At 54.0% G+C, this 22,218-nt stretch carries 16 protein-coding genes; 11 read left to right on the top strand and 5 right to left on the bottom strand.

What is annotated here, in order from left to right:
- Positions 1-38: 38 nt before the first annotated feature.
- From J2X14_RS04375 to J2X14_RS04335, 9 genes are all read left to right on the top strand, one after another.
- Positions 39-899 carry a helix-turn-helix transcriptional regulator gene (locus J2X14_RS04375; protein WP_352409962.1) on the top strand — a complete coding sequence of 287 codons (861 nt, stop codon included), beginning with the start codon at positions 39-41 and terminating at the stop codon, positions 897-899.
- A gap of 14 nt (positions 900-913) precedes the next feature.
- On the top strand, positions 914-2,110 hold the full coding sequence (locus J2X14_RS04370; protein WP_352409961.1) for an MFS transporter: 1,197 nt from the start codon (positions 914-916) through the stop codon (positions 2,108-2,110).
- Positions 2,111-2,277: 167 nt separating this feature from the next.
- Positions 2,278-2,763 (top strand): efflux pump transcriptional repressor OqxR, encoded by a 486-nt coding sequence (gene oqxR / locus J2X14_RS04365; RefSeq protein ID WP_352409960.1) that lies wholly within the window; start codon positions 2,278-2,280, stop codon positions 2,761-2,763.
- Positions 2,764-3,027: 264 nt separating this feature from the next.
- Positions 3,028-5,745 carry a hypothetical protein gene (locus J2X14_RS04360; RefSeq protein WP_352409959.1) on the top strand — a complete coding sequence of 906 codons (2,718 nt, stop codon included), beginning with the start codon at positions 3,028-3,030 and terminating at the stop codon, positions 5,743-5,745.
- A gap of 801 nt (positions 5,746-6,546) precedes the next feature.
- Positions 6,547-6,900, top strand: a complete 354-nt coding sequence (locus tag J2X14_RS04355; protein WP_352409958.1) for a helix-turn-helix domain-containing protein — start codon at positions 6,547-6,549, stop codon at positions 6,898-6,900.
- Positions 6,901-7,036: 136 nt separating this feature from the next.
- Positions 7,037-8,371 carry a glycoside hydrolase family 28 protein gene (locus J2X14_RS04350; protein ID WP_352409957.1) on the top strand — a complete coding sequence of 445 codons (1,335 nt, stop codon included), beginning with the start codon at positions 7,037-7,039 and terminating at the stop codon, positions 8,369-8,371.
- A gap of 110 nt (positions 8,372-8,481) precedes the next feature.
- The gene (locus J2X14_RS04345) at positions 8,482-8,757 is read left to right on the top strand and encodes a barstar family protein (protein WP_352410146.1); all 276 of its coding nucleotides are present in this window, start codon (positions 8,482-8,484) and stop codon (positions 8,755-8,757) included.
- Positions 8,758-8,901: 144 nt separating this feature from the next.
- Positions 8,902-9,366, top strand: a complete 465-nt coding sequence (locus tag J2X14_RS04340; protein WP_352409956.1) for an STM2901 family protein — start codon at positions 8,902-8,904, stop codon at positions 9,364-9,366.
- Positions 9,357-9,653, top strand: coding sequence for a DUF1493 family protein (locus tag J2X14_RS04335; RefSeq protein WP_352410145.1), 297 nt, complete (start codon positions 9,357-9,359; stop codon positions 9,651-9,653). Before J2X14_RS04340 ends, J2X14_RS04335 begins: the two co-directional genes overlap by 10 nt.
- A 54-nt stretch (positions 9,654-9,707) precedes the next feature.
- On the opposite strand, the gene J2X14_RS04330 is transcribed toward J2X14_RS04335, so the two are convergent.
- From J2X14_RS04330 to J2X14_RS04320, 3 genes are read right to left on the bottom strand one after another with little or no spacing between them, the layout of a single operon-like run.
- The gene (locus J2X14_RS04330; RefSeq protein WP_352409955.1) at positions 9,708-12,122 is read right to left on the bottom strand and encodes a virulence factor SrfC family protein; all 2,415 of its coding nucleotides are present in this window, start codon (positions 12,120-12,122) and stop codon (positions 9,708-9,710) included.
- On the bottom strand, positions 12,119-15,133 hold the full coding sequence (locus J2X14_RS04325) for a virulence factor SrfB (protein WP_352409954.1): 3,015 nt from the start codon (positions 15,131-15,133) through the stop codon (positions 12,119-12,121). Before J2X14_RS04325 ends, J2X14_RS04330 begins: the two co-directional genes overlap by 4 nt.
- Before the next feature lie 2 nt (positions 15,134-15,135).
- Positions 15,136-16,572 (bottom strand): SrfA family protein, encoded by a 1,437-nt coding sequence (locus J2X14_RS04320; RefSeq protein ID WP_352409953.1) that lies wholly within the window; start codon positions 16,570-16,572, stop codon positions 15,136-15,138.
- Between the two features lie 547 nt (positions 16,573-17,119).
- Between J2X14_RS04320 and J2X14_RS04315 the strand changes: the two genes are divergently transcribed.
- Positions 17,120-17,302, top strand: coding sequence for a con-10 family general stress protein (locus J2X14_RS04315; RefSeq protein ID WP_038626107.1), 183 nt, complete (start codon positions 17,120-17,122; stop codon positions 17,300-17,302).
- A gap of 310 nt (positions 17,303-17,612) precedes the next feature.
- Here J2X14_RS04315 and J2X14_RS04310 read toward each other — a convergent pair whose 3' ends face one another.
- Positions 17,613-18,791, bottom strand: a complete 1,179-nt coding sequence (locus J2X14_RS04310) for a benzoate/H(+) symporter BenE family transporter (protein WP_352409952.1) — start codon at positions 18,789-18,791, stop codon at positions 17,613-17,615.
- Positions 18,792-18,871: 80 nt separating this feature from the next.
- Entirely contained in the window at positions 18,872-21,025 is a 2,154-nt protein-coding gene (gene pqqU, locus J2X14_RS04305; RefSeq protein ID WP_352409951.1) for a TonB-dependent receptor PqqU, read from the bottom strand.
- A 229-nt stretch (positions 21,026-21,254) separates the two neighbouring features.
- On the opposite strand from pqqU, the gene J2X14_RS04300 reads away from it, so the two are divergent.
- Entirely contained in the window at positions 21,255-22,124 is an 870-nt protein-coding gene (locus J2X14_RS04300; RefSeq protein ID WP_352409950.1) for an NAD(P)-dependent oxidoreductase, read from the top strand.
- Positions 22,125-22,218: the final 94 nt, after the last annotated feature.

Below are 22,218 nucleotides of genomic sequence, written 5' to 3'. Positions count from 1 at the left end.
GGTATTAACGCTACCAGCCTGCCTAAAGAGAGAACACCATGCCGCTCGCCACGCGCCCTGAAACACCGGAAAAATCCAGCAGCCGCCTGTTAGGCGATTTTTTACGTAGCCGACGCGAAAGCCTCGATCCGGTTCGGCTTGGGCTTCCGCGTATGCGTCATCGTCGTACGCCTGGCCTGCGGCGGGAAGAAGTGGCGCAGCTGGCCGACGTGGGTGTCACCTGGTATACCTGGCTGGAGCAGGGCAGAGAGATCAAGGCTTCCGCAAAAACGCTCATTGCTATTGCCGCTGCGTTACAGTGTAACGAGGCGGAGACCGAACACCTGTTTCGACTGGCGGGTCAGACCCATCCCACCACCCGCGCCGCAAAAGCCTGCGCCAAAATTTCCGCTCACACGCGCATCATGCTGGACAGCCTGAATCCGCTGCCTGCGGTAGTGCAAAATCAGCGCTTCGACATTATGGGCCATAACCAGGCCTGGGCACGGCTGATGAACGTGGATGTGGAAACGCTGCCCGAAGCGCAACGCAACTGCATGTGGCTGGCGTTTAATCACGCGGGATGGCGCAGCGCGGTCGCCGACTGGCATGAGGTTATGCCGCAAATGGTCGCGATGTTTCGCGCGCAAATGGGTGAACACCTGGGCGATCCGCACTGGGAGGATTTTCTGGCGCAACTGCTTGCCAGCTCCGATGAATTTCGTGATACCTGGCAACGTTATGAGCTGCGCAGCATTGAAAACCGGGTGAAATACTTTTCTCATCCGCAAACCGGCAGGCTGGCTTTGCGACAAAATAACTGGTGGTCGGCGCCGCGTAATGGCGATCGCTTGATGGTTTATATTCCAGATGATGAAGCCAGCGCGGCTGCGCTGGAGATCATAACTTCCGCTAACTAACTGAGAGCCACGGATTGCAACAGAAAATCGCTTACCCCGGTCTGGTCGGCATCATACTCTTAGGCGCTGTGCAGATCGTTGCCTGGGGCGGCTCATTTTATATTATGGCGGTGCTTGCCGCGCCGGTGAGCCGGGAAACCGGCTGGTCACAGCAATGGATTTATGGCGCACTGTCGCTGGCGATCCTGGTGTCCGGTATGCTGGCACCGCTAAGCGGTCGGATTATCGCCCGCACCGGCGGACGTTCAATGCTGGCCGCCAGCGGCAGCGTACTGGCTGTTGGGCTGGCGCTGGTCGGGCTTAGTCATGCGCTGTGGCTGTTTCTGCTGGCCTGGGCCATTATCGGCATCGGTATGGCGATGGGACTGTATGATGCGTTGTTCGCCACGCTTGGCACGCTGTATGGCGCAACGGCACGTCGCGCCATTACCAGCATCACGTTGATTTCCGGTTTCTGTACCACGCTGGTATGGCCGTTCTGCGCCTTGCTTATTGAATGGCTGGGCTGGCGGCAAGCCTGTTTTGCTTATGCTGCGCTGTTGCTGATTAGCGTGTTTCCCGCTTATTTGTTCGCGTTACCGCCAGGCGGCGGGCGAAAAATCAGTGCGGGCAGCGCCACGCCGTCAAGCAAGCCGCAGGCCATACCACGGGATCTCTTCTGGCTGCTGTGCGCCATTTTTACCCTGGCATCGGTGATTATGACCGCCATTTCAGTACAGCTGATTACGCTGTTGCAAAGCCAGGGCCATACGCTAGCCGCCGCGCTGGCGATTAGCGCCGTATTGGGACCGTGTCAGGTGGCTTCGCGTGTGCTGGATATGGCATTTCGGCGTGGGCATCCGGTCTGGACTACGCTATTTTCCGTGGGTCTGGTGGCGCTGGGGCTGATCATGCTGGTGCTGTTTCCCCAGCTGGCCATGCTCAGCATGCTGCTTTACGGTGCGGGCAACGGTTTACGGGCGATCGTGCGCGGAACGCTGCCGCTGGCGCTGGTAAAGCCGGAAGACTATGCGGTTGTCGTCGGGCGTATGGCGCGTCCGGCGTTAATTGGTCAGGCGCTTACGCCGCTGATGGGCGGCTGGGTTTTTCAGCACTTTAGCGCGCAGGCGACATTGCTGCTGCTGTGCGCACTGGCGTTAATCAATGTGTTGCTGACGCTGCTGCTGAAAATACGCATGCCGCAGCCTCAAACAACGCCTCAGGCATCGTAACGGCAGGGCGGCATATTGCTACTAAAAGTGGTGAAAAATTGTGATTATGTGCCTTGCCTCTGCGGCTGACTTCATAAAAGTAACCGTGTTTGTTATATTATTTCGCATGATTCTTCACAGCCGCGGTGCTAAAAAGAATAAGATTCACCGCAACTCAGGATGATGAAATGTTAGATTACCGCTTCCCGACAGCTTTGCAGATGGTTTTGAGCGTAGCGATGGCGGAGCAGTCGGGCAAACGTTCCACCAGCGCTATTTTAGCCTATGGTCTGGAAGCCAATCCAAGCTTTATCCGTAAGCTGATGGTGCCGCTGACGCGCGATGGAATTATCGTTTCCACGTTAGGGCGTACCGGCTCGATTCACCTTGGCCGTCCTGCCGAGCAAATCACGCTGCGTGATATCTATGTCTCAGTGATTGAGGATAAGAAAATCTGGGCCTCACGCCCGGAAGTGCCGGCACGCTGCGTGGTGAGCGCTAACGCCTGTTGGTATTTCAAAGCTATTGCTCACGAGGCGGAAGAGGCCTCGCTTAAGGTGCTGGCTAAGCGCACCGTCGCCGACGCGCTCGAAGAGCTAAAAAATAAAGATACCAGCGGCTGTGAGGCCGTTCCCGAACCGGAACCTGAAACATTGTGTAAAAAGAGCCGCTAAATGCGGCTTTTTTTATGTCTGTGTGGTGCGTAACAGGCAAGAGGGCTGAGCTGCACGCAATGATTTTAGTTACAACATACTATAGTAAAAATCAATAACGATGCCTCAACACCGAGTTAAAAGGGGCTTGGCAGGAAAAAAACGCTTTTGCCTGAGTTGTCACGAAATCGCTATTTTTTAATAGATCAATTTATTGTATGCCTTTATATTCGGGTTCGTTCAGGAATAACTATTTATTGCATTATCAATACATCAGGAGGATGTATGCTATCAAGGTCGAATAGCCAATATGGAATGGAAAATATTGCTAAAACCGGGGATCTGTTAAGAAGTTATTCGTTTTCAAAAGGGGATAATTATTCATTTTATAATGATTTAAATGGTATAAATAACTCACCGCTTGGCCTGAGACGTAGTAAAGCTGTTTCCAATCTGGCCTTATCTGATGGTTCAGATAAAGATTGTGGCCACATAAGGCTGGAATATAATAATTGCAATATAAAAGATATCAGTGCAAAGGATTATGTTAGTTGCGCCATGGTGTCAACTCTTCCCATTAATAACCTTGGCATGTCTATCGATAAGGACGGCCATCTGGTATTGATAAAAGGTAAAAGTCATAACTTTATCAAAGGCGTTATCAAAAAATACACGACGGGCTACACCTATAAAGTATCAAAATTATCACAAAACAACGCTGATAAAAAATTCCAGGATCTCTATATAGATGATAACGGTCTGTTAATAGGGAATGAGAAAGACACCGGTAAAAGCTATGTGATCAATATTTCCATTCCGGAAATTGTTAATCATAACAGCGAACAATTAATCGAGCTTGATTTTGAAGATTATCATCCACAAATAAGGCATGACGATCTAACGTTTAAAGTGGATGAAGATTATACGGTTTCGTATTTCGTGAAAGAGAATAAATTGTATTTAAAGACGATTGAAAAAGGGGAGTCGGTTAAAGATTACTCATTTTTCCTTTTTGAAATAAATATGCAATTAAGTTCAAAGCAGGTCATTTCAAGCATAAAAAGAGTCAATGGGATATTGCAGGTCGAAATAAAAAGTGAAGAAAAAAGAAGAATTTTTTATATCGATCCGAAGCATATATCGCACAGGGACCTATCAGTAAGAAAGATGAGCCATAAACCACCACAGATATTTTCATCGCGTTTAGGAAACGACCCGCATGAAAAATATCATGCCGGGCTTCCCTTTACTTCGGACCGAGCGGGTAACTTTAGCAGTGAATACATTCCTCTGGTTTCAACCATTATCGATAATATCAGAGGGAAAATTAAAAAAGGAAAACAAGCTTCGGCTGAAGGCGACTGTAAAGAGATGGCTAAAAATTTTGCTAAAGTCCTTGATCCCGTGTTCGAAAGCTCAATAAAAAGTAGTAAAGGACTAAGCCGATCGGCACAAACCGGTTCCGGTAAAAACATTAACGATAAAAACGAACTGTGTACAAACAGTCGTGAAAAGATAATGACCCGCGCAAAACCATTATCAAAGTTGATTGATGAGGCAGTCGGCGTAAAGGCAGAAAAAGAATTTTCAAAATCATTAATAAGGCTGGTTGATAACATAAAAACCAGAGAGACTGTACACTTGACCAGTGCTGACAGAATCGCCGCATTTTTCGGTATAGGTTCAGGTGGCCTCCCTTTTATGCCTGGCTGGTTCGCGGGTATTGTCATGGAGTTGTCAGAAAGATATAACCTGTCAATTGCTAAGACAGAAACGGGAAATATTAAAGTAGCTTTTAACCATCGGAAATCAAAGGCTCTCACTGCTTTAGCTGGCACGGGGCAGGGGCTGGAAAGAAGCTTACTGAATGCGAATAGTGTCGATTACATGACGGTTATGCCCTTTGAAGCGAATGCTATTATCACCATGCAGTCTGCTTTCGGTAGTAACTTTTCATTTGAACTGTCAGAAGAGCATTTCAAAGATTTCGCTGAGCAGTTTTGCAATCTGGAAGAAAGTTCTACATTCAACGATATGTTTGTAGATGAAGCTGAGGCTGAAAAGATAAAAGAAAAAGGATTGGTGGTTAAAGTTGAGGCTAAAAGCGAATTAAGGTTGCAGGCTGGGACGATGGTTAATCCCAATACCTATATGGTGATGCCGCGAACTGCCGTTGGTGGGCGCCTGGCAATGGATTTATTAAATGTAAAGAGCAGCTCGTCAGAATCAGTGGGAAAGAACGAAAAGGTTTTCGCATCCCCCAACGATACGTTGAAAATTACCACGCTTAATCATGAAGCTGCTCTTTTTGCTGAATGGAAAGTCATGCCGATAGCCATGCACGGAGGAGGGGATGATATCCTTTGGTGTTATCCTCTACCTTTGCTGGAAGAAGGGAAGACATTGGCGGAATATAAAAATGATAAGGGGGTGACTATTTATTCAAAAGGCGAAGAAAATAAACCCTCCGCCAATTTAACTCAGGGTTTTATTAGAGTAAACAATATTGCGGATGTTGCCCATACGCCAATGTTTATCAAGGTTAATGATAAGAAAGGCGCCAGGAAGGGGGTAGCATTAAAAAGAATCGCCACGGTGGATAAAGAAATGACGGTGGTAAATAGTATTCTTGCTGAATTAAAAAGTGCTTTAAAGAGGCAAGAACGATCCAGTCAGAATAAATCTTGCGTCATCGAGGTGGTCTCTCATTATGAACCTATCGCTACGCTTTCTCATTCTTCTGACGCAACGGATAATAATGAGGCCGATGCCAGTACAGCAACAGCGGAAAAAAACGATGCCTACCGGTTAAAGAAACTGGAATTCCGTAGGAATAGCTCCTTGCAGCATAAAACAGCATCAGTTCCTTTACCGCTTTTAAATTTCTCCACTGTCCATGCTATCAGTTACGATCAGCTTTTGGGCGAAATAGAGTTTCAATATCAAAACGAAAGTGATTTATCGCCTGTTAAGACAAAGCGTAAAATGAATATTTTGTACTGATCGGCTGTAAAAACAAACAGAGCACCTCCCGAGGAAACGGCGCTCTGTTTGTTATTTGCCCTACTATTTTTCTGGTAAGTTGGCTCAGCTATTTATCATCAAAAAGCTATAATGTCCATGATCTAAAAAGGAATTTTCTTGCTTTTGGCAAAGCGAATGTTTATAGCAAAGTAAATCAGACTGAGAATGCATCAATCAGAGGCGGAGTCATCTGTTAAGCGATTATAAAAATGGCCAATAACAAACCAAAAAAAACAGAAGAGAACAATCCACTTAATCATCGTCTTTATCCCTAAGATTGATATCAATGAGGGATAATAGCGAGTTTATAAAAAGAGCAACAATGTTTTATAACACAAATAAATAAATGCACGCTTATTAGCAGATTGCTCGGTTTCCCAGAAATTTACTCGGTTTTCCACACTTTCGCTTTCTTTCGCCAGCTCGCTGGATGACGCATCATTTCACTCCTTCACTCCTTCATTCCTTCACTCCTTCACTCCTTCACTCCTTCACTCCTTCACTCCTTCACTCCTTCAGCCAGCATCATCTCATGCCTTTTCCCTGCCAGATGATGCCTATCAATGCTATCGGCCGTAGCGTAGTAACTTTGGTGTTTCGAAATTTAAATACTTAATATCAAAAGGTTACGCCGATCTGCTCTACAGACATTACATAGCGGATCTATCCGCCCCTATTTAATGTATCAATATTATTTGCAATTTCCCGGAAATTGCGTCACCGTTAAATGTAATTGCAACTGATACTGATACTGTTAGCCCTGGCGACGGGAGAGAGAAGATGAGAAGTGACGCGTTTATTCACGATCTGATTGACTGGATTGATAACAACATCGAAGGCCGACTGGATCTGGACACCGTTTCCGAACGCGCAGGCTATTCTAAATGGCACCTGCAGCGCATGTTCAAGGAACACACCGGCCATCCGCTGGGCGAATATATTCGTTCGCAAAAGCTGAAAAAATCGGCCGATCGCCTGACCCGCAGCAACGAACCAATCCTTAACGTGGCTATCTCTTTGGGTTTTGATTCGCAGCAATCTTTTAACCGCAGCTTTAAACGTCAGTTCGGTAAAGCGCCAGGCGCATGGCGTCGTAGCGTGGTTCAGCAACACGGTAAATCATTACAAAGCTGATCGATCGCCAGGGCCGGGTTCTCCGGCCCGCGTTGTGAAACAGCGCACAATTCCCCGTGGTTTATTCCATAGTGAAATAGCGTTTCAATAAAATCTGTGTTGGGATTAACGCATCGTTTTTCCAGGAAAAGCACCGATGCTTATTTCAATGGATGACTATTGTCCCGCCGCCGATGGGCAAACTGTCGATACCCTGCATTTCCAACGCGCCATTAATGATATCGCCGCCAAAGGCGGTGGCACACTCTATGTGCCGCCCGGCCCCTATCTGATTGGCTCCCTGACGTTGCCGACAAACTTTACGCTGCACCTTGCTGCCGGTGCGACATTGATCGCCAGCCGCCGCCCTGAGGATTATCCAACGCAGGCGCAGAGCCAAGCGGAATGTTCCACGCGCGCGCTGCTTTACGCTTACGGCCAGAAAAATATCACCATTGAAGGAAAAGGGCGCATCGATGGCAATGCGGATGCCTGGTTTGCCGCGCAGGCGGATGAGATGGGCTATCGTTTGCCGCTGGCGCAGCGGCCACGCATGCTGGTGCTGGAAGCCTGTCGTCAGGTCACGCTGCAGGATTTCACTATTGAGCAGGCGCCGATGTGGACTATTCACCTGGTGAGCTGCGAACAGGTCAGAATCAGCCGTGTTTGCGTTGATAACGATTTAACCATGGCGAATACCGATGCGCTGGATATCGACAGCTGCCGTTATGTGCATATCAGCGACAGCTACTTTAGCGCGGCGGATGATGGGATCTGCATTAAAACCACCAATAAACCGGCACCGTTAAGAGGGCCAGCGGCCCACATTATCATTACCGGCACCATTATGCGTTCCAACAGCTGCGCGCTAAAAATCGGCACCGAGACCTGGGATGACATTGAAGATGTCGTGGTGACCGGCTGCACTATTATTGACTCGAACCGCGGCATCGGCCTGCTGAGTCGCGACGGCGGAAGCTTTCGCCGCCTTTCGTTCAGCCATATCACCTTTAATTGCGTCTACGGTCCGCCGGTTCACTGGGGAAAAGCCGATCCGGTATTTATTTCGGTGCGTCCGCGTCATCCCGATATCACGCCCGGCGAGATCGCCTGGGTGCAGTTCAGCCATCTTACCGGCACTACGCTGGGCGCAATCAATCTGCACTGTGAACGTCCCGGTGCGCTGCATCATATCAGCTTCGATCATCTGTTAATTAACCAGTTGCCCAGCGATCACCCGGAGCAGGGCTGGTACGATATCCGACCGCCCTGTAATCCAGCTAACCCAACGGGCGTGGGCCTGGATAACGCTTATGCCATCAATCCGGCCACAGGGCGGCCGTGGGGCGTGGAAGCCTGGCCTGGCGGCATGCCGGGGCTGTTTGCGCAGGGCGTGACGGCGCTGTCGCTCAATCAGATAACCATTAACCGGCCCGAGCCTTTGCCGCCAGGCTGGAATCCGCAGCTTATTGTTACGTTGGCGCAGGCTTAAAGAGATCGATTTCGCGCGCGCGGCAACGCACTTTATTTCTGCGATGGGCTAATCTATCTCTCAACCAACCTTAACCGCAATTTCACTGCGTGGAGTGATCTGTGCTGGAAATGCATTTCGATTTTTTAGCGATCCGCAGCGGCGAAGAGTTTTTCCGCTGCTTTACTGAACAGAGCGGCATCGCCGGAGAAGTCGGCGCTAACCTTGATGCGCTTTGGGAGATGCTAACGGGCGAATTACGGCTTCCGGCGCGCGCATGGCTCTATCATCTGCCTTCGGTGCAACAGCGTGGAGAGCTGGCGGCGATTATTGAATTGCTGGAAGCGGCGGCGCAACAGCTGCAGGGCGATTTTATCGTGCAGCGCGTTCAGGTTTGCCGGGGATAAACGCCACAGACGCAGGATGGCCCGTGACATGACTGGTTAGAAGGCCCCTTTAACGCTACGGGCCAAAATGTGACCGTGTCCATAGTTCTGCCATCAAGTATGTTGTTATGGTCCCCGGTGGGATGTATTCGAGGGACTGAGAATATGGACACAACAGAGCAGCTTAACGGCACTTATTTCTATGGCGGGCTGAGTAACCTGTCAGCGGGTGAGCTTTTCTTCTGGGTGATGGTTGATGTCACCGCAGAGCATTTCAGCGGAACGAAAGATGTTATCGCGGCCGCAGCGGTTTACAGCGGGCAAAATACTATCGTGGTGAAGGGGAAATTTGGCGGAGCGACAAAAGGAACCAGTTATGCCTCTAAGTACTCACGTAAACTGCTGAAAGATATAATGCTGCCATTCAAGCTGCCCACCTGGATTCATTCACCCACCCCGACGCACCCTTACCGTATTAAACAAATTATGACGCTGAAGCTGGCAACGTTTACAGGCCGAACTATCCCGGTTATTGGCTGGCTGGTGCTGGCATCAGACGTGGCGCAGATTACTTATGAAGCCGTGGAGCGTTATAACAGAATAGTTAAGAAAGAGGATAAATTGTGGTAGACGATACGGATAAGGCGGTATTTGCTCTGGTGGAAAAATACAATGCCCCCAGTATTTTTACATTCAGACGCTTCAGCCTGAAACATGACACCGACCTGAATAATGACTTTCGTATGGACCCGCTGGATGCCTATGATTTAATGGATGAATATACGGATAAGTTTGGTATAGAGCCAAAGCAAATCAACTTTGAACACTATTTTCCTGAATACGGTGACGCGCAAGAGCCGCTTACTATTCAGCTGCTGATAGATTCGGCAAAGGCCGGGCGCTGGCTTGGTGCATAAAAAAACGCCTGACTGTGCAGGCGCTTTGCTAGATATTCTCTTTTCCAACGCATGTTAAGCGCGAATAAGCTTCAGCGCTTGTTTTAGCGGCAGGCGCGCGCTGTCGGCGATCTCACTGCCGCCCGCATAGCCGTTGTTTTCCACAATCAGCGTATTCAGGCCAACCAGCCAGTCATAAATATAAAAGGCGGTAGTGTTCGCGGGCGCGGCGGAAAGGCGCGTCAGGCGCTGCGCGCTGCCGAAGGTAACCGTAGGCGTTTGCGGCTGAGCAAAAATTTTCTGACCGCGGTTGACCCGGCTGTCCGGGCGTTCAGCCGTATCACGCTTCAGGAAACCGAGCCAGGCAACAAAATCACCCAGCACCGTCAACGCCCGCGATACCTGACGATCAACCTTGCCTTCGCGCGGCGCGTTAGCTGCTTCATGTTCGGTCAGCGTGCGCAGCAGGTTGCCCGCGACATCCATGCGGAAACTGGCGGTAATCAGCTCTTCAATCAGCATCTGCAGCGTGCTTTTGCTTACGCCCAACAGCGTCAGCAGGCCGTCGTTATCGGGCAGGCTGCGCAGATGGTAAATCCAGTAGCGCTGCACGTTGTGCGCAAACAGGCTGTCGTTATCCAGACCCGGCTCTTCGTTTTCAACATCCAGCGTCGGCTCCGGCTGATTGCTGAACAGATCGAACTCAAAACCAATACCAAAATGGCTGCCCGGTAAATTAGGTACCGCTGGCGTCACATGGGATCCGGTGGTAGCGGACTGCTGCTGCTGTGGCAGCAGGTAAAGCGCGCGCAGCTGCTCACGCGAAGGCTGAAGCCGCTCCAGCAGTTCGCCGTGCAGGCCAGTCCGGGTTTGCAACGCTTTCAGCAGCTTATCGGCAATCTGCTGTTTCTGCTGCACATCATCAACCGGCTGCGCCCAGTTAGCCAGCAGACGGTCGCTCAGTTCACGGCTCAGGCGCTGCTGCTGTTCCTGCAGGCGTTGTTGTTTATTTTCCGGTTTGATCTCGTCTTGTAGCCAGCTCGCCATTCGTTCAATACCGCCCGCATCCTGCGCCAGCATTGAGCCCCAGTCGCGCCCGGCCACGCCGGTTTGTCGCTGTACCGCTTCGTCGATATTGGCGGCCTGAAGATAGCGGCCATCGAAGCGGGTGACCGCCCAAATCAGCATCAGCTTTTGCCCGTTTTGCTGTTCGCTTTCGCCGCGCCGCATGGTTTTCAGCCACTGTGTCAACATGCGTCCAACGATGCTGGCGTCCTGGCGCTGGCTGGCCGCGGTACAGACCAGCAGCATATCCAGCGCATGACGTTCACCATAAAAATCCAATAACAGCGCACGTCGGGCCTGCATCAATCGCGCCGTTAGCGGGTCGCGCTGGGCGGCCTGTGCCTGCTCCTGACGCGCATCTTCATCCAGCGCGGCGCCGTAACCAGGGATATCCACCACATCCACCTGATCGAACAATGCCTGACGCGGCGGGGCAGATAACGGGATCAGCACTTCCAGCGTTAACAGCTGTAGCTCGTTTAACGACAGCGTTACCGGGCTGGCGGGGCGGCCAGCCAGCCAGGGCACTACTTCCGCCCGGCGCGAGGCGATGCCTGGCGTGGCGGCGCTGCTGAACAATAGCTCGGCAGGCAACAGCGATTCATCAACCAGCAGCGAAAGCGGCGCCAGCACGTAGGGCGCATGCTGTAGCGCGTACAGCGTATGTGCCAGCTGACGCCACAGCGAGGTCAGCGCCTCATCATCATTCCACAGCAGCGCGAACAGCTGGGCGCGATCGTCCACGCTCAGCAACGGCGCCAGCTCACAGGCCTGCGGCCAAAAGTGGCGGTTTAGCAGCGCGGCGCGGCCCGCATCCTGACGGCGACAGAAATCCCACAGCGCAACCAGCTCGTCGCTGGTGACGCCTTTAACCGGCTGCGGCTGGCGCAGGCGCTGAAGATGTTCCAGACGCGCCTCCAGCTGTTTCGCTTCCGGCTCGCCTTTCGGCTGCTGAAAAGCGGCCATCAACACCATGCGCGTCATTTCCGCTTCGCTCAACAGCGTTAAGGTTAACGGACGGCTGGCATCTTGCGGTTCACGGCAATGGCTAAAGCGCGTCGCCATACCGTAATCCTGATTGCCGGGGTTGATGTGCGTCAGATAGTTCAGGGCTTTACTGCCCAACGTCGTGGTTAACTTTCCCTGCACGTCGCCCACCAGCGCCTGTAGCAGTGAGGCTTTGCCCGCCTGTGAAAGCCCATAAAAACCGATCGTATTCTCATCAGGCTGCGTTTGTTGCATTTGACGCAGCTGATATTTACCCCGGCGCAGAGAGAGCTTCAGGCCATCTGCTTCCATATCAAGGCGCGGCGACTGCGCGCGTTGAGCATCGATCCATGAAAGGGCGAGGTCGATGCCTTCGTTTATTTCCGCTACCTGCTGGCTGAACGGAGAAGCCTGCTGTTTCAGCGTCAAGGCTGTCATTTCTTAAATACGCTCCCGCTGTCGATCCAGTATTGGGCATTGGCATTGCCGCTGGCAGACAATGTATTCAGTTTAAGGCTGAGCTGTGAAAGCGGCACGCGCGTACCGTCATCAAGCCGCGCATCGGCCAGAACAAACCGCTCGGGCGATCCTGACTGCGTGCCTGGCTCCACCGCCAGTTTCACGCGCAGTATGCTGTCACCCGCGACTTTACGCGCCAGCTGCGCATCGTTGATGGTCAGGCTATAAAGCGGCGATGCCAGCCAGCGGTCATTATCCAGCTGACGGAAACCAAGGCAAACATTGCCACGGATTTGGAAGCTGCTCTTGCGATCGGGCGTCCAGCTGGGATCGTCGAGATCGATTTCACTGTAGCAGACGTTTTCGCTGCTCAGGGCGTGGTTATCATCCAGCATGCCGAGATAGCGAATCGTGGAGTAGGGCTGGAAATCTCCCGCCTTAAACCAGAAGCTCGACAGGCGTAAATCGAGCGCCAGCAAGCAGAGCATCGCGCCCACCGCCGCGGTGGATTTCGGGTTATCGATGCGGCCCATTTTATTAAACGGATACCAGTCGCTGGTGTGATAGCCCTCCAGCGACAGAATGCGGCTGCCCGGCAGCGGCTGCAGATGGCGGAACAGCGCCTGCACGCCAGGGAAACGCGCCGGGCGGCCGGTCAGCAGCAGCACGTCGCAGCTGTACAGGGAGATCACTTCCGCCATCGAGCGCAGCGCAGGCACAATCGCCATGCGGTGCGACAAAAATTCGCCGTGCAGCTGGCTGAGGCTCACTACCATCGGCACCTGCAGAATATCGAATGCCACCTGGCCGCCCAGCGCCCGCTGCACTTCGCCGTTGATATAATCCAGCACCGCCGCGCCGGGACGCTGCGTTAACAGTTCGCCATACAGCGCTTCGATTTCCGCGCTGACGTCCAGCGGATCGTAACTTTCATAGCGCTCGAGTATCGCCTGCGCCAGCGGAATAAACAGCTGTAGCGTTGCCTGCTGGCGCAGCGTGGAAAAGCCATCCATTCGTCCGTCATAGCCGAACAGTTTATCCAGCAAAATATCGGGGTTAGCCAGTCCGGCCTGCTTCAGCGCGGCGTGCAGCGCGGGCAGCACATAAAGCTGGATCACATCCAGCAGAATATCGTCGCCGGCCACCTTAAAACCTTCGCGGAACAGCAGGCGCGGGTTGATTTTGACGTTGTTGCCCTGGCCATCGTCCAGCGCGTAATGGGTAATCGCCAGGTCCGTGGTGCCGCCACCGATATCAATCGACGCGATACGCAGCGTTTTACCGGCAGGCTCGTTGGCGTCGCGCAAACGGTCGGGACGCGCCATGCTGGCAAAAAAGGCTTCCGCGCGACCGGCAAAATTCACCTGGGTTTCATTAAACAGATAAACCATCTGGCCGCAGGTGGCTTCATCCCACTCCATCTGTACATCCGGCACTGGGCGGCGGCTCTGCGCTTTATCGTTAAGGTTGTCAAACGGCGCATTGCTCTGTGCTTTGTCGTTGACGCTGTCAAACGGCGCATCGGCGGGATGCCAGCCCATCGCTTTCCAGACCAGGCCAATGGCATCCTGCATCCGGCTGCGGAAAATTTCCCGCTCGGGTTTCGGCATCGCCGAGGGCAGGGTAAGAATGATATGACGCAGCTGGCGCGGCGCGTAGCTGTGCGGCATTTTCTGGCGCTGAGCCGCGCTGTTCATCTGCATCATCGCCTGGGCCAGCAGCTCGCTGAGCATAAAGGTCATCAGAGAACTGCGGCTGTAGTGCGCGGAAAACGCTGGCAGGCGCTCATCTTCTTCGATCTGCCACAGCGGTTCGCCTTCATCGTTGATCAGGGTCATCAGCGGCTCGGCAATGGCCTGCGGCTCCGCGCCTGCACGATCGTTGCGATTGAAGCGCCAGCCTGCGGCATAGCGCGCCTCATCCCACAAATAGCGGCGCGGGCTGGAGATGCCAGTGGTGCCTTCGGTACCGGCGCGTTGCAGCGCCATGCGGCTCGCTTCACGTCCCACGCGCGTCAGCGAGGGCCAGGTAAATGCCTCTTCCCGGCCGCTTTCCACGGAAAAGTTCTTTTTGCCGAAATGCGCTTCGGCGAACTCAACCCGACTATCGAACATTTCGTTATAAACCCGATGCGGCTGCGACAGATCGCGCAGCTGCAGCTCGTAGGTCTGCTTCAGGCCGTTGACTTCGTCCGGGTGATCTTCCACCAGGATGCCACAGGTGTGGGAGTTGCCAACGTCGAGGATCAGATCGACATTCACCACCGGTTCCTGCAGCGTGGCGGTCAGGATACGCATATCCGTCAACGCCAGCTGCGAGCCCAGCAGCTCAAGCAGGTTAAGGTAGTGCGCCTGATATTCAAATTCGCGCAGCGCCATTTTGATGTCGCTGTCGTGACGTGATTCCTGTTCCGTGGCGCGCTGAATAAACACCTCACGCAGCCAGCCATCAACCCAGGTCAGATCGAGAAAATCGCCCAGTTCGTAGTTTTGCCAGGCAAGGGCGAAGCCCACGCCGTTATTGGCGTCGGACGGGGTCAGCGCCAGCTGCGCCTGATCGCTGTCGTCGGGCACGGTTTGCGTATCAAACGCCAGGATCACGCGATGGGTATGGCCTTCCACGTCCGGCTTATCCAGCGCGACGACCTGCATACGCGCCCAGTTTTCCGGGCCGCCGATAAACTGACGCGGCGGGGCGCAGCGCAAAACCGGCACCGGTAGCCAAATGCCGTTAAGCAGTTCCAGCGACTGCGCCTGGGTGGTGCTGCACTCTGGCTTCACCACTTCCGGCGCGGCGCCATCTTGCAGCGGCAGCAGAAAACGGCCGCTGGCGACGTCATGGGTAATGCGCAGCAGCGGGCCATTCGCCGTTTGCCGCACAAATTTGCGCGGCTGGCTTTCCTGAACGGCGATAGCGAAATCAAGAAACTGAATACCGCTTTCGGCAATCAGGGTAATCTTCTGTTTAAAATCGGTGATGGGCGCCAGCATTGTTATTTACTCTCACGCTTGATCGTCATTGGATATGCGGCATCGTTGCCAAATTGCGCTTCGCACACGGCGGCGCCATCCCCCTGTTTACACACCATCTGCGGCATTTTATAGCGCGTACCGTTGGCGCAGCGGGCAGTATAACGACTGTTGATAATCAGATTGCCTGAGCTCATCAGGCCCGCGGTGGCTTCAGCTTTACAGCGCGTGCCGTCGCCCTGGATCAGCGTGGCGGAGCCTTTGCCGTTGCGGAACTGATAGCGCAGGCTGGGCGCCTTAAAGCCAGGCATATTGCTGAGCTGCAGCGAAACGCGCCAGTTGCCGTCAAGGAATTTGATCGAGCCAACGCGTACCGCATCGGAGGGCATCACCAGCGCATCGGCCGGAACCGGTGTGGTCGTGGCGGGCACCGGCGCGCTTTCCGTGACCGCAGGTGTTTCCGGCGCGGCCGCCACCACCGCCGCATTGCTCAGCGGCAAGGTTTTCGGCAGCGCAAGGGTTTGCGCCTGAGTCGCCGCCGGAATGATCACCCGTGGGGTCATCTCCGGCAGTTTTTCCGCCGGTTTTTCAGGCGCGCTGGCCATAGGCTCAGGCGCAGGTTCCGGCTGCTGCGGCCAGAAGTTATAAGCCAGCGCAGCGGCAATAGCCAGCGCCAGCGGCGCAGCGACCCACATCAGGCGACGCTTAGGTTTTGGCTGCGGCGGCGGCGTTTGCTGCGCCTCAACAGCAGGTTCATCTTCTTCATGCAGTTCGGTGATCGCCTGATAAGCGCTCACCGAAGCGGCAGGCGCGACCGGCAATGGCGCGGGCGTCGGTTCAGCTTTCGGTTTAGCTTCAGGTTTCGTTTCTGTTTTGGGTTTAGGTTCTGCTTTCGGCTCAGCTTTTGGCGGCGCTAAAACGTCCGCCATCGGAGCGCTAAGCAAAGGCGCATCGGAGAGGGGTTCCGGCTCTGGCTGCAGCGAATCGCGCAGGCAGTCAAGCGCATCGCTGCGTGAGCGCTTATCCAAATCAACGAAGCCCCAAAAGGTCAGCACCGGACGGCCATTTACCAGATAGAGATATTGGCGATCGGGAAACTGAAAGGCTTTGCTCAGCAGCGCGCCGAACAGCTTAAGCGCGGGTTTGTCCGCGCTGAGCGCGCGCTGGCTCATGGCGTTCAGCGTTTGCTGATAGCTTTCCAGTTCGGCCAGCGCCTGACGACGTTCGCTTTCGCTGGCGCTAAGCCAGGTTTTGACCCGACCATTAAACGGAGAGTACCAGTCGAGGCGGTCGCCGCGCTCGTTGGCTTGCGGGATCGCCAGACAATCGGCCAGTTTTTGCTGCTTGCGCAGGCGCAGAGTCTCGCGCAGTTGCAGCGCCGACAGGTAAACCGGTTGGCCGTTTTCACCTAAAGCGAGTACGGCATCCAAATTCCCACTGCGTAAAAATGTTTTTGCCACCTGTGAGGGCCCTTATTTGACGCTGCCAGAGGCAGAAAATCGTGTGGTATCAGCTATTCGGATGATTTTATCTTTACATGAGATAAATCAAACGCCGGAAAAGAGCGCGTATTTGATTGATATTCCTCTGGCAAAGGCAATCAACACAAAAGCCACCACAGGTGGCTGTTAAGTAAGGCATCAGGATGCAGCGGCACTGCGGAAAATGCGCGTTTTGTCTCAGGCACGCTCAGGCGCGTCTATATGAGTAACTATAGATGAATGTTAACAAAATTGAGATTATCTAAAAAAATCAGTCACGCGCCTTGACGGGCTTATTTTTAGGAAAAATCTTAAACAGGGTTTTTTATTATGTCTTTGCAGGCTAATTATTTAATTAAAACAATTGCGGCATGAAGAAATTTATGCGTTAAGCGCGTTTTAAGGCCGATTAAAAATAGTTGCACTTCGTTACTCAGCTTCTACATTTAATAACGTTGTTACGCTTGCTTATCTCCCATCGGGGGAGTGAGTTGACCACTTGAATGTTAAGAAAAGAGGAATTGTTATGACTCAGTATCGCGGTGGAGCAGGTAATTTCGCAAACGATCGGCAGCGTGCTTCCGAGGCTGGCAAAAAAGGCGGTCAGCGTAGCGGAGGCAATTTCAAGAACAACCCGCAAAAGGCTTCTGAAGCTGGGCGCAAAGGCGGCCAGAACAGCCATGGCGGAGGCCGCAAGCCAGCAGAATAACGTGACTGGCAATTCCATTTTTTAACGCCTCTCACTCCGACCTAATCTGCGTAAATTAGGTCGGAGTGGTTTTTTTATCTTTTCCCACTCCCTTATTAACTGACTCTTTATAGTTAATTGCGCTTATTCACCTTTCATTACCTGATTGAATATTTAGCGCGAAAATAATGGTCGGGTAATTTAATGGTTATGCTTTAATCCGCTCAACATCATCGCAACAGCAGGGTTTATAGTTGTACAGGTTTTGATAAACCTGTACAGATATTTTCGGCGCAAATAAAGAATCGCATTAAATAAACGCTTGTTCTTGTTAGCGAAGCCGGTTGACCGATAATATTAACCATACCAGCATGCCGGTTAATAATCCCCAAAATGGTGCGCCTACGCCTGCCAGCGTAATGCCGGAAGCGGTCACTAAAAAGGTAACCATCGCCGCATCGCGCGTCTCTTCCTGATGCAGCGCCCGCTGAATACTGTTGGTGAGCGTGGTCAGCAAGGCCAACCCCGCCAGCGTATGGATCAGTACCATCGGCAGGGCGGTCAACAGCAGGCCAACGGCACCGCCAAACAGGCCCGCCAGCAGATAGAAAAAGCCTGCGCAGGCCGCCGCCAGCCAGCGTTTGCGGCGATCGGCATGCACCTCTTCGCCCATACAGATAGCAGCGGTAATCGCGGCAAGGCAAACGGAAAAGCCGCCAAACGGCGAGAGCAGCAGGGCAATCAGGCCGCTCCAGCCAATAAGCGGCGAAACGGGCGCGTCAAAGCCGTGCGCCTGCAAGGTGGCGATGCCCGGCGCGTTTTGTGAAGCCATTGTCACCAGAAAAAAGGGCAAACCCACGCCCAACAGCGCCGACAGAGAAAAGGTAGGCATAATAAACGTTGGCCAGCTCAGCGTAAGCAGCGGCTGGCTTAAATGCAGATCGCCGCGCGCCAGCGTTACCAGCAGGCCTGCCAGCAGCGTAATGATAATCGCATAGCGCGGCAGCAGACGCCGCGCCAGCAGCCAGCTGATGCACATTATCCCGCACAGCAGCACATCGGTGGGCAAGGCGCCAAACGCCTGCAGGCCAAAGCGCAACAGAATCCCGGCGAGCATGGCAGCGGTGACCGCCTGTGGGATCACCTTCATTAAACGGGCAAACAGCCCGGTTAGTGCGCACAGCACAATCAACAGGTTGGTAAAGACAAAGATGCCGATGGTTTGCGACAGCGTAATGCCATCCAGGCTGGTGGCCAGCATGGCGGCGCCGGGCGTCGACCAGGCGGTAAGAATTGGCTGACGATACCAAAGCGAAAGGCCGAGCGAGCTGATACCCATTGCCAAACCCAGAGCGGTAAACCAGCCGCCGATTTCATGCGCGCTGGCACCTGCGGCAGCGGCAGCCTGATAGACAATCGCCGCAGAGCTGGCGTAGCCGATAAGCGTCGCGATAAAACCGGCGATTGCGGCGGGAAAAGCGATCTGACGTACCTGCTGCACCGCTATCATGTTGTTTCTCCTGTGGGCTGTAAGCGCTACACAGTAGCATCGCGCGTTACGGCCCACAATTTCACGGTTTAACAACAGGGTTAATCAAATTCCCAGCTCAGAGAGGCGCCCACGCCATAATTGCGGCCTGGTGCCGGCTCGAAGTAGCGACCGTTGCCTTCATTGACAATCACCGAACCGACATAGCTGCGGTCAAACAGGTTATCCACGCGGCCAAACAGATCCAGCACCCAGTTGCCGGTACGCCATTTATAGCCGCCGTTCAGGGCGGTCACCGCGTAAGCCGGGGCCTGCTCACTATTGCTGTCGTTGGTCTGAATCTCGCTGATATAACGCAGATCGATACCGCCGTACCAGCCCGCTTCCGGCGCATACTCCAGCGCAGCAAAAGCCATATTACGCGCCACGCCCGGCAGGCGATTGCCGCGCGTCACCGGATTTTTTTCGCTCTCTACGCTGTCGCGATAGGTGGCATCCAGCAAAGTCCAGGAGGCGCGCAGCCGCCAGTCGAGGGCAAATTGCTGGTCCAGCGCCAGCTCCAGGCCGCGTCGCCGCGTCTGTCCGGCATTTTTATAGCTGCTGCGTCTGCCTTCACTGTTGGCGACAACAATTTCGCTTTTGGTATCGGTCTGGAACAGCGCCGCGCTGAGCAGGCCGTTGCCAATGCGGGTTTTACTGCCGATCTCCAGCGTATCGCTGGTTGAAGGCTGCAACCGATTATTCAGGCCACCCTGATCGTCGTTGCGGTAAGAAAGTTCAGTAATGGTCGGCGACTCAAAGCCGCGTCCGGCGGAGGCGTAGATATTCCAGGCATCGGTCAGCGCATATTTCAGCGCGGCGGCAGGCAGCCAGCGGTGATAGCGCGCTTCGCCGCTGTCGTCACCGTTGTCAGGATCGGTCACGCTGTTGCTTCCGCGCCGCGTATAGAAATCATTATCATCGAAATTCACCGTACTGAAGCGCACGCCTGCGTCCAGCGTCAGTTTTGGCGTCAGCTGCCATGAAGTTTGCAGATAGGGATCCAGGTTCCACATCAGGTTGCGCTCGTTACGGCGCAGGTCGCCTTTATGACCGTAGCTGGGCGTATTGTTCTGTAGCACGAAGTTTTCAAAACCTTTGCGGCGCTCGCTCATGGTTTCATAATCCAGCCCGCCGGTTAGCGTAACCGGCACCGCGCCGATAGCGTCACGGTGCGTCCAGCGTGCATCAATACCTTGATAATGGCGGGTTAAATCGATCACGCCACCGGCGTGCGTTGCCTTCCGCTGCGGCGCACGTGGGATCGACTGGTACTGCACCGTTTCGCGTTCGCCCGCCCAGGCCATCAGGCTGAGATCGTCATTTTCGCTCATCTGACGTTCATAGCGCAGCCCGGCCTGCGTTTGTTTGGTGGTTTTACGCGTGTTGTACTGCTCCGCACGCGGCGACTGGCGCGGGTTGGCGTGCCATTCCGCGTTGGTCAGGCCGCCCGCATCCTGAGCGTTAATATCCACGCTGTTAAACAGCAGCGTCAGCGTACTGACATCATTAATACGTACGCCCAGCCGCGCATTGCCCAGATTCTTTTGCGCGCTGCTGTGGTCGCGGTAGCCGTGGGTGCTGAAACGCGTGGCCGAAACCGCGTAATCCACATCGCCCGCCTGGCTGCCATCGCCGGTAGCACCCTGAGCTTTTAATCCATAGCGCCAGCTGCCGAAACTGCCATAGTAGCTGCTGGCCTCAACGCTGGCGGGCTGGCTGCCTTTTTGGCTGGCAATATTAATCACGCCGCCAGAGGCGTTGCCATACAGCGCGGAAAAGGGGCCGCGCAGCACTTCCACGCGATCGACCGAGTTCAGGTCGATATTGGAGGTTTGCCCCTGGCCGTCCGGCATGGTCGCCGGGATGCCATCCACATAAATGCGCATACCGCGTACGCCGTAAGTGGAGCGTGAACCAAAGCCGCGAATGGAAATTTGCAAATCCTGCGCATAGTTTTGCCGGTTCTGGATTTGCACCCCCGGCAGGCCAGAAAGGTTCTCCGACAGATTAACGCGCGGCGCGGCCAGACGCAGGTCGTCGCCGTCCACCACGCTTACCGCCGCAGGCGTATCCAGTTCAGAAAGCCCATCGGACGAGGCGCTGACCACCAGCGTTGATTCATTACCGGCGGCGGCACAAGCCGCGCTGACAGCCAGCAGGGCGGGCACGGCCACAAAACGGACGGAGAAAGAAGAAATGCGGATGATGTTCATAAAGGCGTCCTGCGACAGAAATATTCAATAACGTTCCGTAACGAATGCGCATAAGCCTGGCAGGCTTGACACATTTTGCAAAAAAAACCGGTCGTCAGGCCGCCAGAGTACTGGCGCTGCGCAACCGGTAGCAGGCAGAAAAGGCATGATCATCTGCCTGAGATAAAACGAGACTATTATCAGGTGGTAAGCCAGAATTAACCAACACTAATAAAGAAGGATTTACACCATGAATCAACGTCCCGCAGTTGCGGTATTGGGATTAGGCGCCATGGGGCACGCTTTTGCGGCTAACCTGGTCAAGAACGATTTTCAGGTCGCGGGCTGGAACCGCACCCGAGCGCGCGGTGACGATCTGGCGGCGGCGGGCATGCAGCTGTGTGATGAGCCGCAGCAGGCGGCAGCGCAGGCAGAAGTCGTAGTGGCGATGCTGTCAGACGGCGCGACCACCGAAAGCGTGCTGCAACAGATTACCCCGGCGCTGAAACCCAACGCCGTTTTCTGTCAGATGGGCACCATCGGCGTGGAAGCCACCGACCGGTTAGTTGCCCAGCTGGCCGCCGCGCGCCCGGATGTGGTCTATATTGATGCGCCGGTTTCCGGCACCAAAGCGCCCGCGGAAAACGCACAGATTCTGATTCTGGCCAGCGGCGATCGTCAGCGCGCGGCGGATCTGGAGCCGGTTTTCGCCGCCATCAGCAAAGGCGCGCGTTGGTTAGGCGAGGCGGGCGCAGGATCCCGCATGAAGCTGGTAGTAAATGCCTGGCTGATCGCGATGATGCAGGGGCTGGCGGAAAGCACCAGCCTGGCGCAGCAGTTTGGCTTTACGCCTGACGATCTCTGGTCGGTGCTGGAGGGCGGGCCGCTAGCTGCGCCTTATGCCAAAGTGAAGCTGGATACCATCAAGGGCGGCGACTATACGCCGCAGATGCAGCTGACCTGGGCGCTGAAAGATGCGCAGCTGGCGCTGAGCGCGGCGGAAGATCAGTCGATGCCGGGGCTGCAACATATTGCGAAGCTGTGGCAACAGGCGATCGATGCGGGTTATGGCGAGCAGGATCTGGCGGTGATTTATCGTTTTTTAACCGGTAAAGAGTAACCAACCTGAACAAAAAGCCGCCCGTTAATGACAGTACCGGATGACTTCAGGCAGGCGGCTTTTTGTTGTCGAACAACGCAGGGCGGTTCAGCTG

The organism is Mixta sp. BE291 (assembly GCF_031457955.1).
Lineage (GTDB): Bacteria > Pseudomonadota > Gammaproteobacteria > Enterobacterales > Enterobacteriaceae > Mixta.
This window is presented reverse-complemented; position numbering and strand designations above follow the sequence as displayed.

Coding starts and splice junctions, on each gene's coding strand:
- J2X14_RS04345 (WP_352410146.1), top strand. CDS start 8,482: ATGCATTTCGATTTTTTAGCGATCCGCAGCGGCGAAGAGTTTTTCCGC.
- J2X14_RS04330 (WP_352409955.1), bottom strand. CDS start 12,122: ATGACAGCCTTGACGCTGAAACAGCAGGCTTCTCCGTTCAGCCAGCAG.
- J2X14_RS04315 (WP_038626107.1), top strand. CDS start 17,120: ATGACTCAGTATCGCGGTGGAGCAGGTAATTTCGCAAACGATCGGCAG.
- J2X14_RS04360 (WP_352409959.1), top strand. CDS start 3,028: ATGCTATCAAGGTCGAATAGCCAATATGGAATGGAAAATATTGCTAAA.
- J2X14_RS04340 (WP_352409956.1), top strand. CDS start 8,902: ATGGACACAACAGAGCAGCTTAACGGCACTTATTTCTATGGCGGGCTG.
- J2X14_RS04325 (WP_352409954.1), bottom strand. CDS start 15,133: ATGCTGGCGCCCATCACCGATTTTAAACAGAAGATTACCCTGATTGCC.
- J2X14_RS04350 (WP_352409957.1), top strand. CDS start 7,037: ATGCTTATTTCAATGGATGACTATTGTCCCGCCGCCGATGGGCAAACT.
- J2X14_RS04355 (WP_352409958.1), top strand. CDS start 6,547: ATGAGAAGTGACGCGTTTATTCACGATCTGATTGACTGGATTGATAAC.
- J2X14_RS04375 (WP_352409962.1), top strand. CDS start 39: ATGCCGCTCGCCACGCGCCCTGAAACACCGGAAAAATCCAGCAGCCGC.
- pqqU (WP_352409951.1), bottom strand. CDS start 21,025: ATGAACATCATCCGCATTTCTTCTTTCTCCGTCCGTTTTGTGGCCGTG.
- oqxR (WP_352409960.1), top strand. CDS start 2,278: ATGTTAGATTACCGCTTCCCGACAGCTTTGCAGATGGTTTTGAGCGTA.
- J2X14_RS04310 (WP_352409952.1), bottom strand. CDS start 18,791: ATGATAGCGGTGCAGCAGGTACGTCAGATCGCTTTTCCCGCCGCAATC.
- J2X14_RS04300 (WP_352409950.1), top strand. CDS start 21,255: ATGAATCAACGTCCCGCAGTTGCGGTATTGGGATTAGGCGCCATGGGG.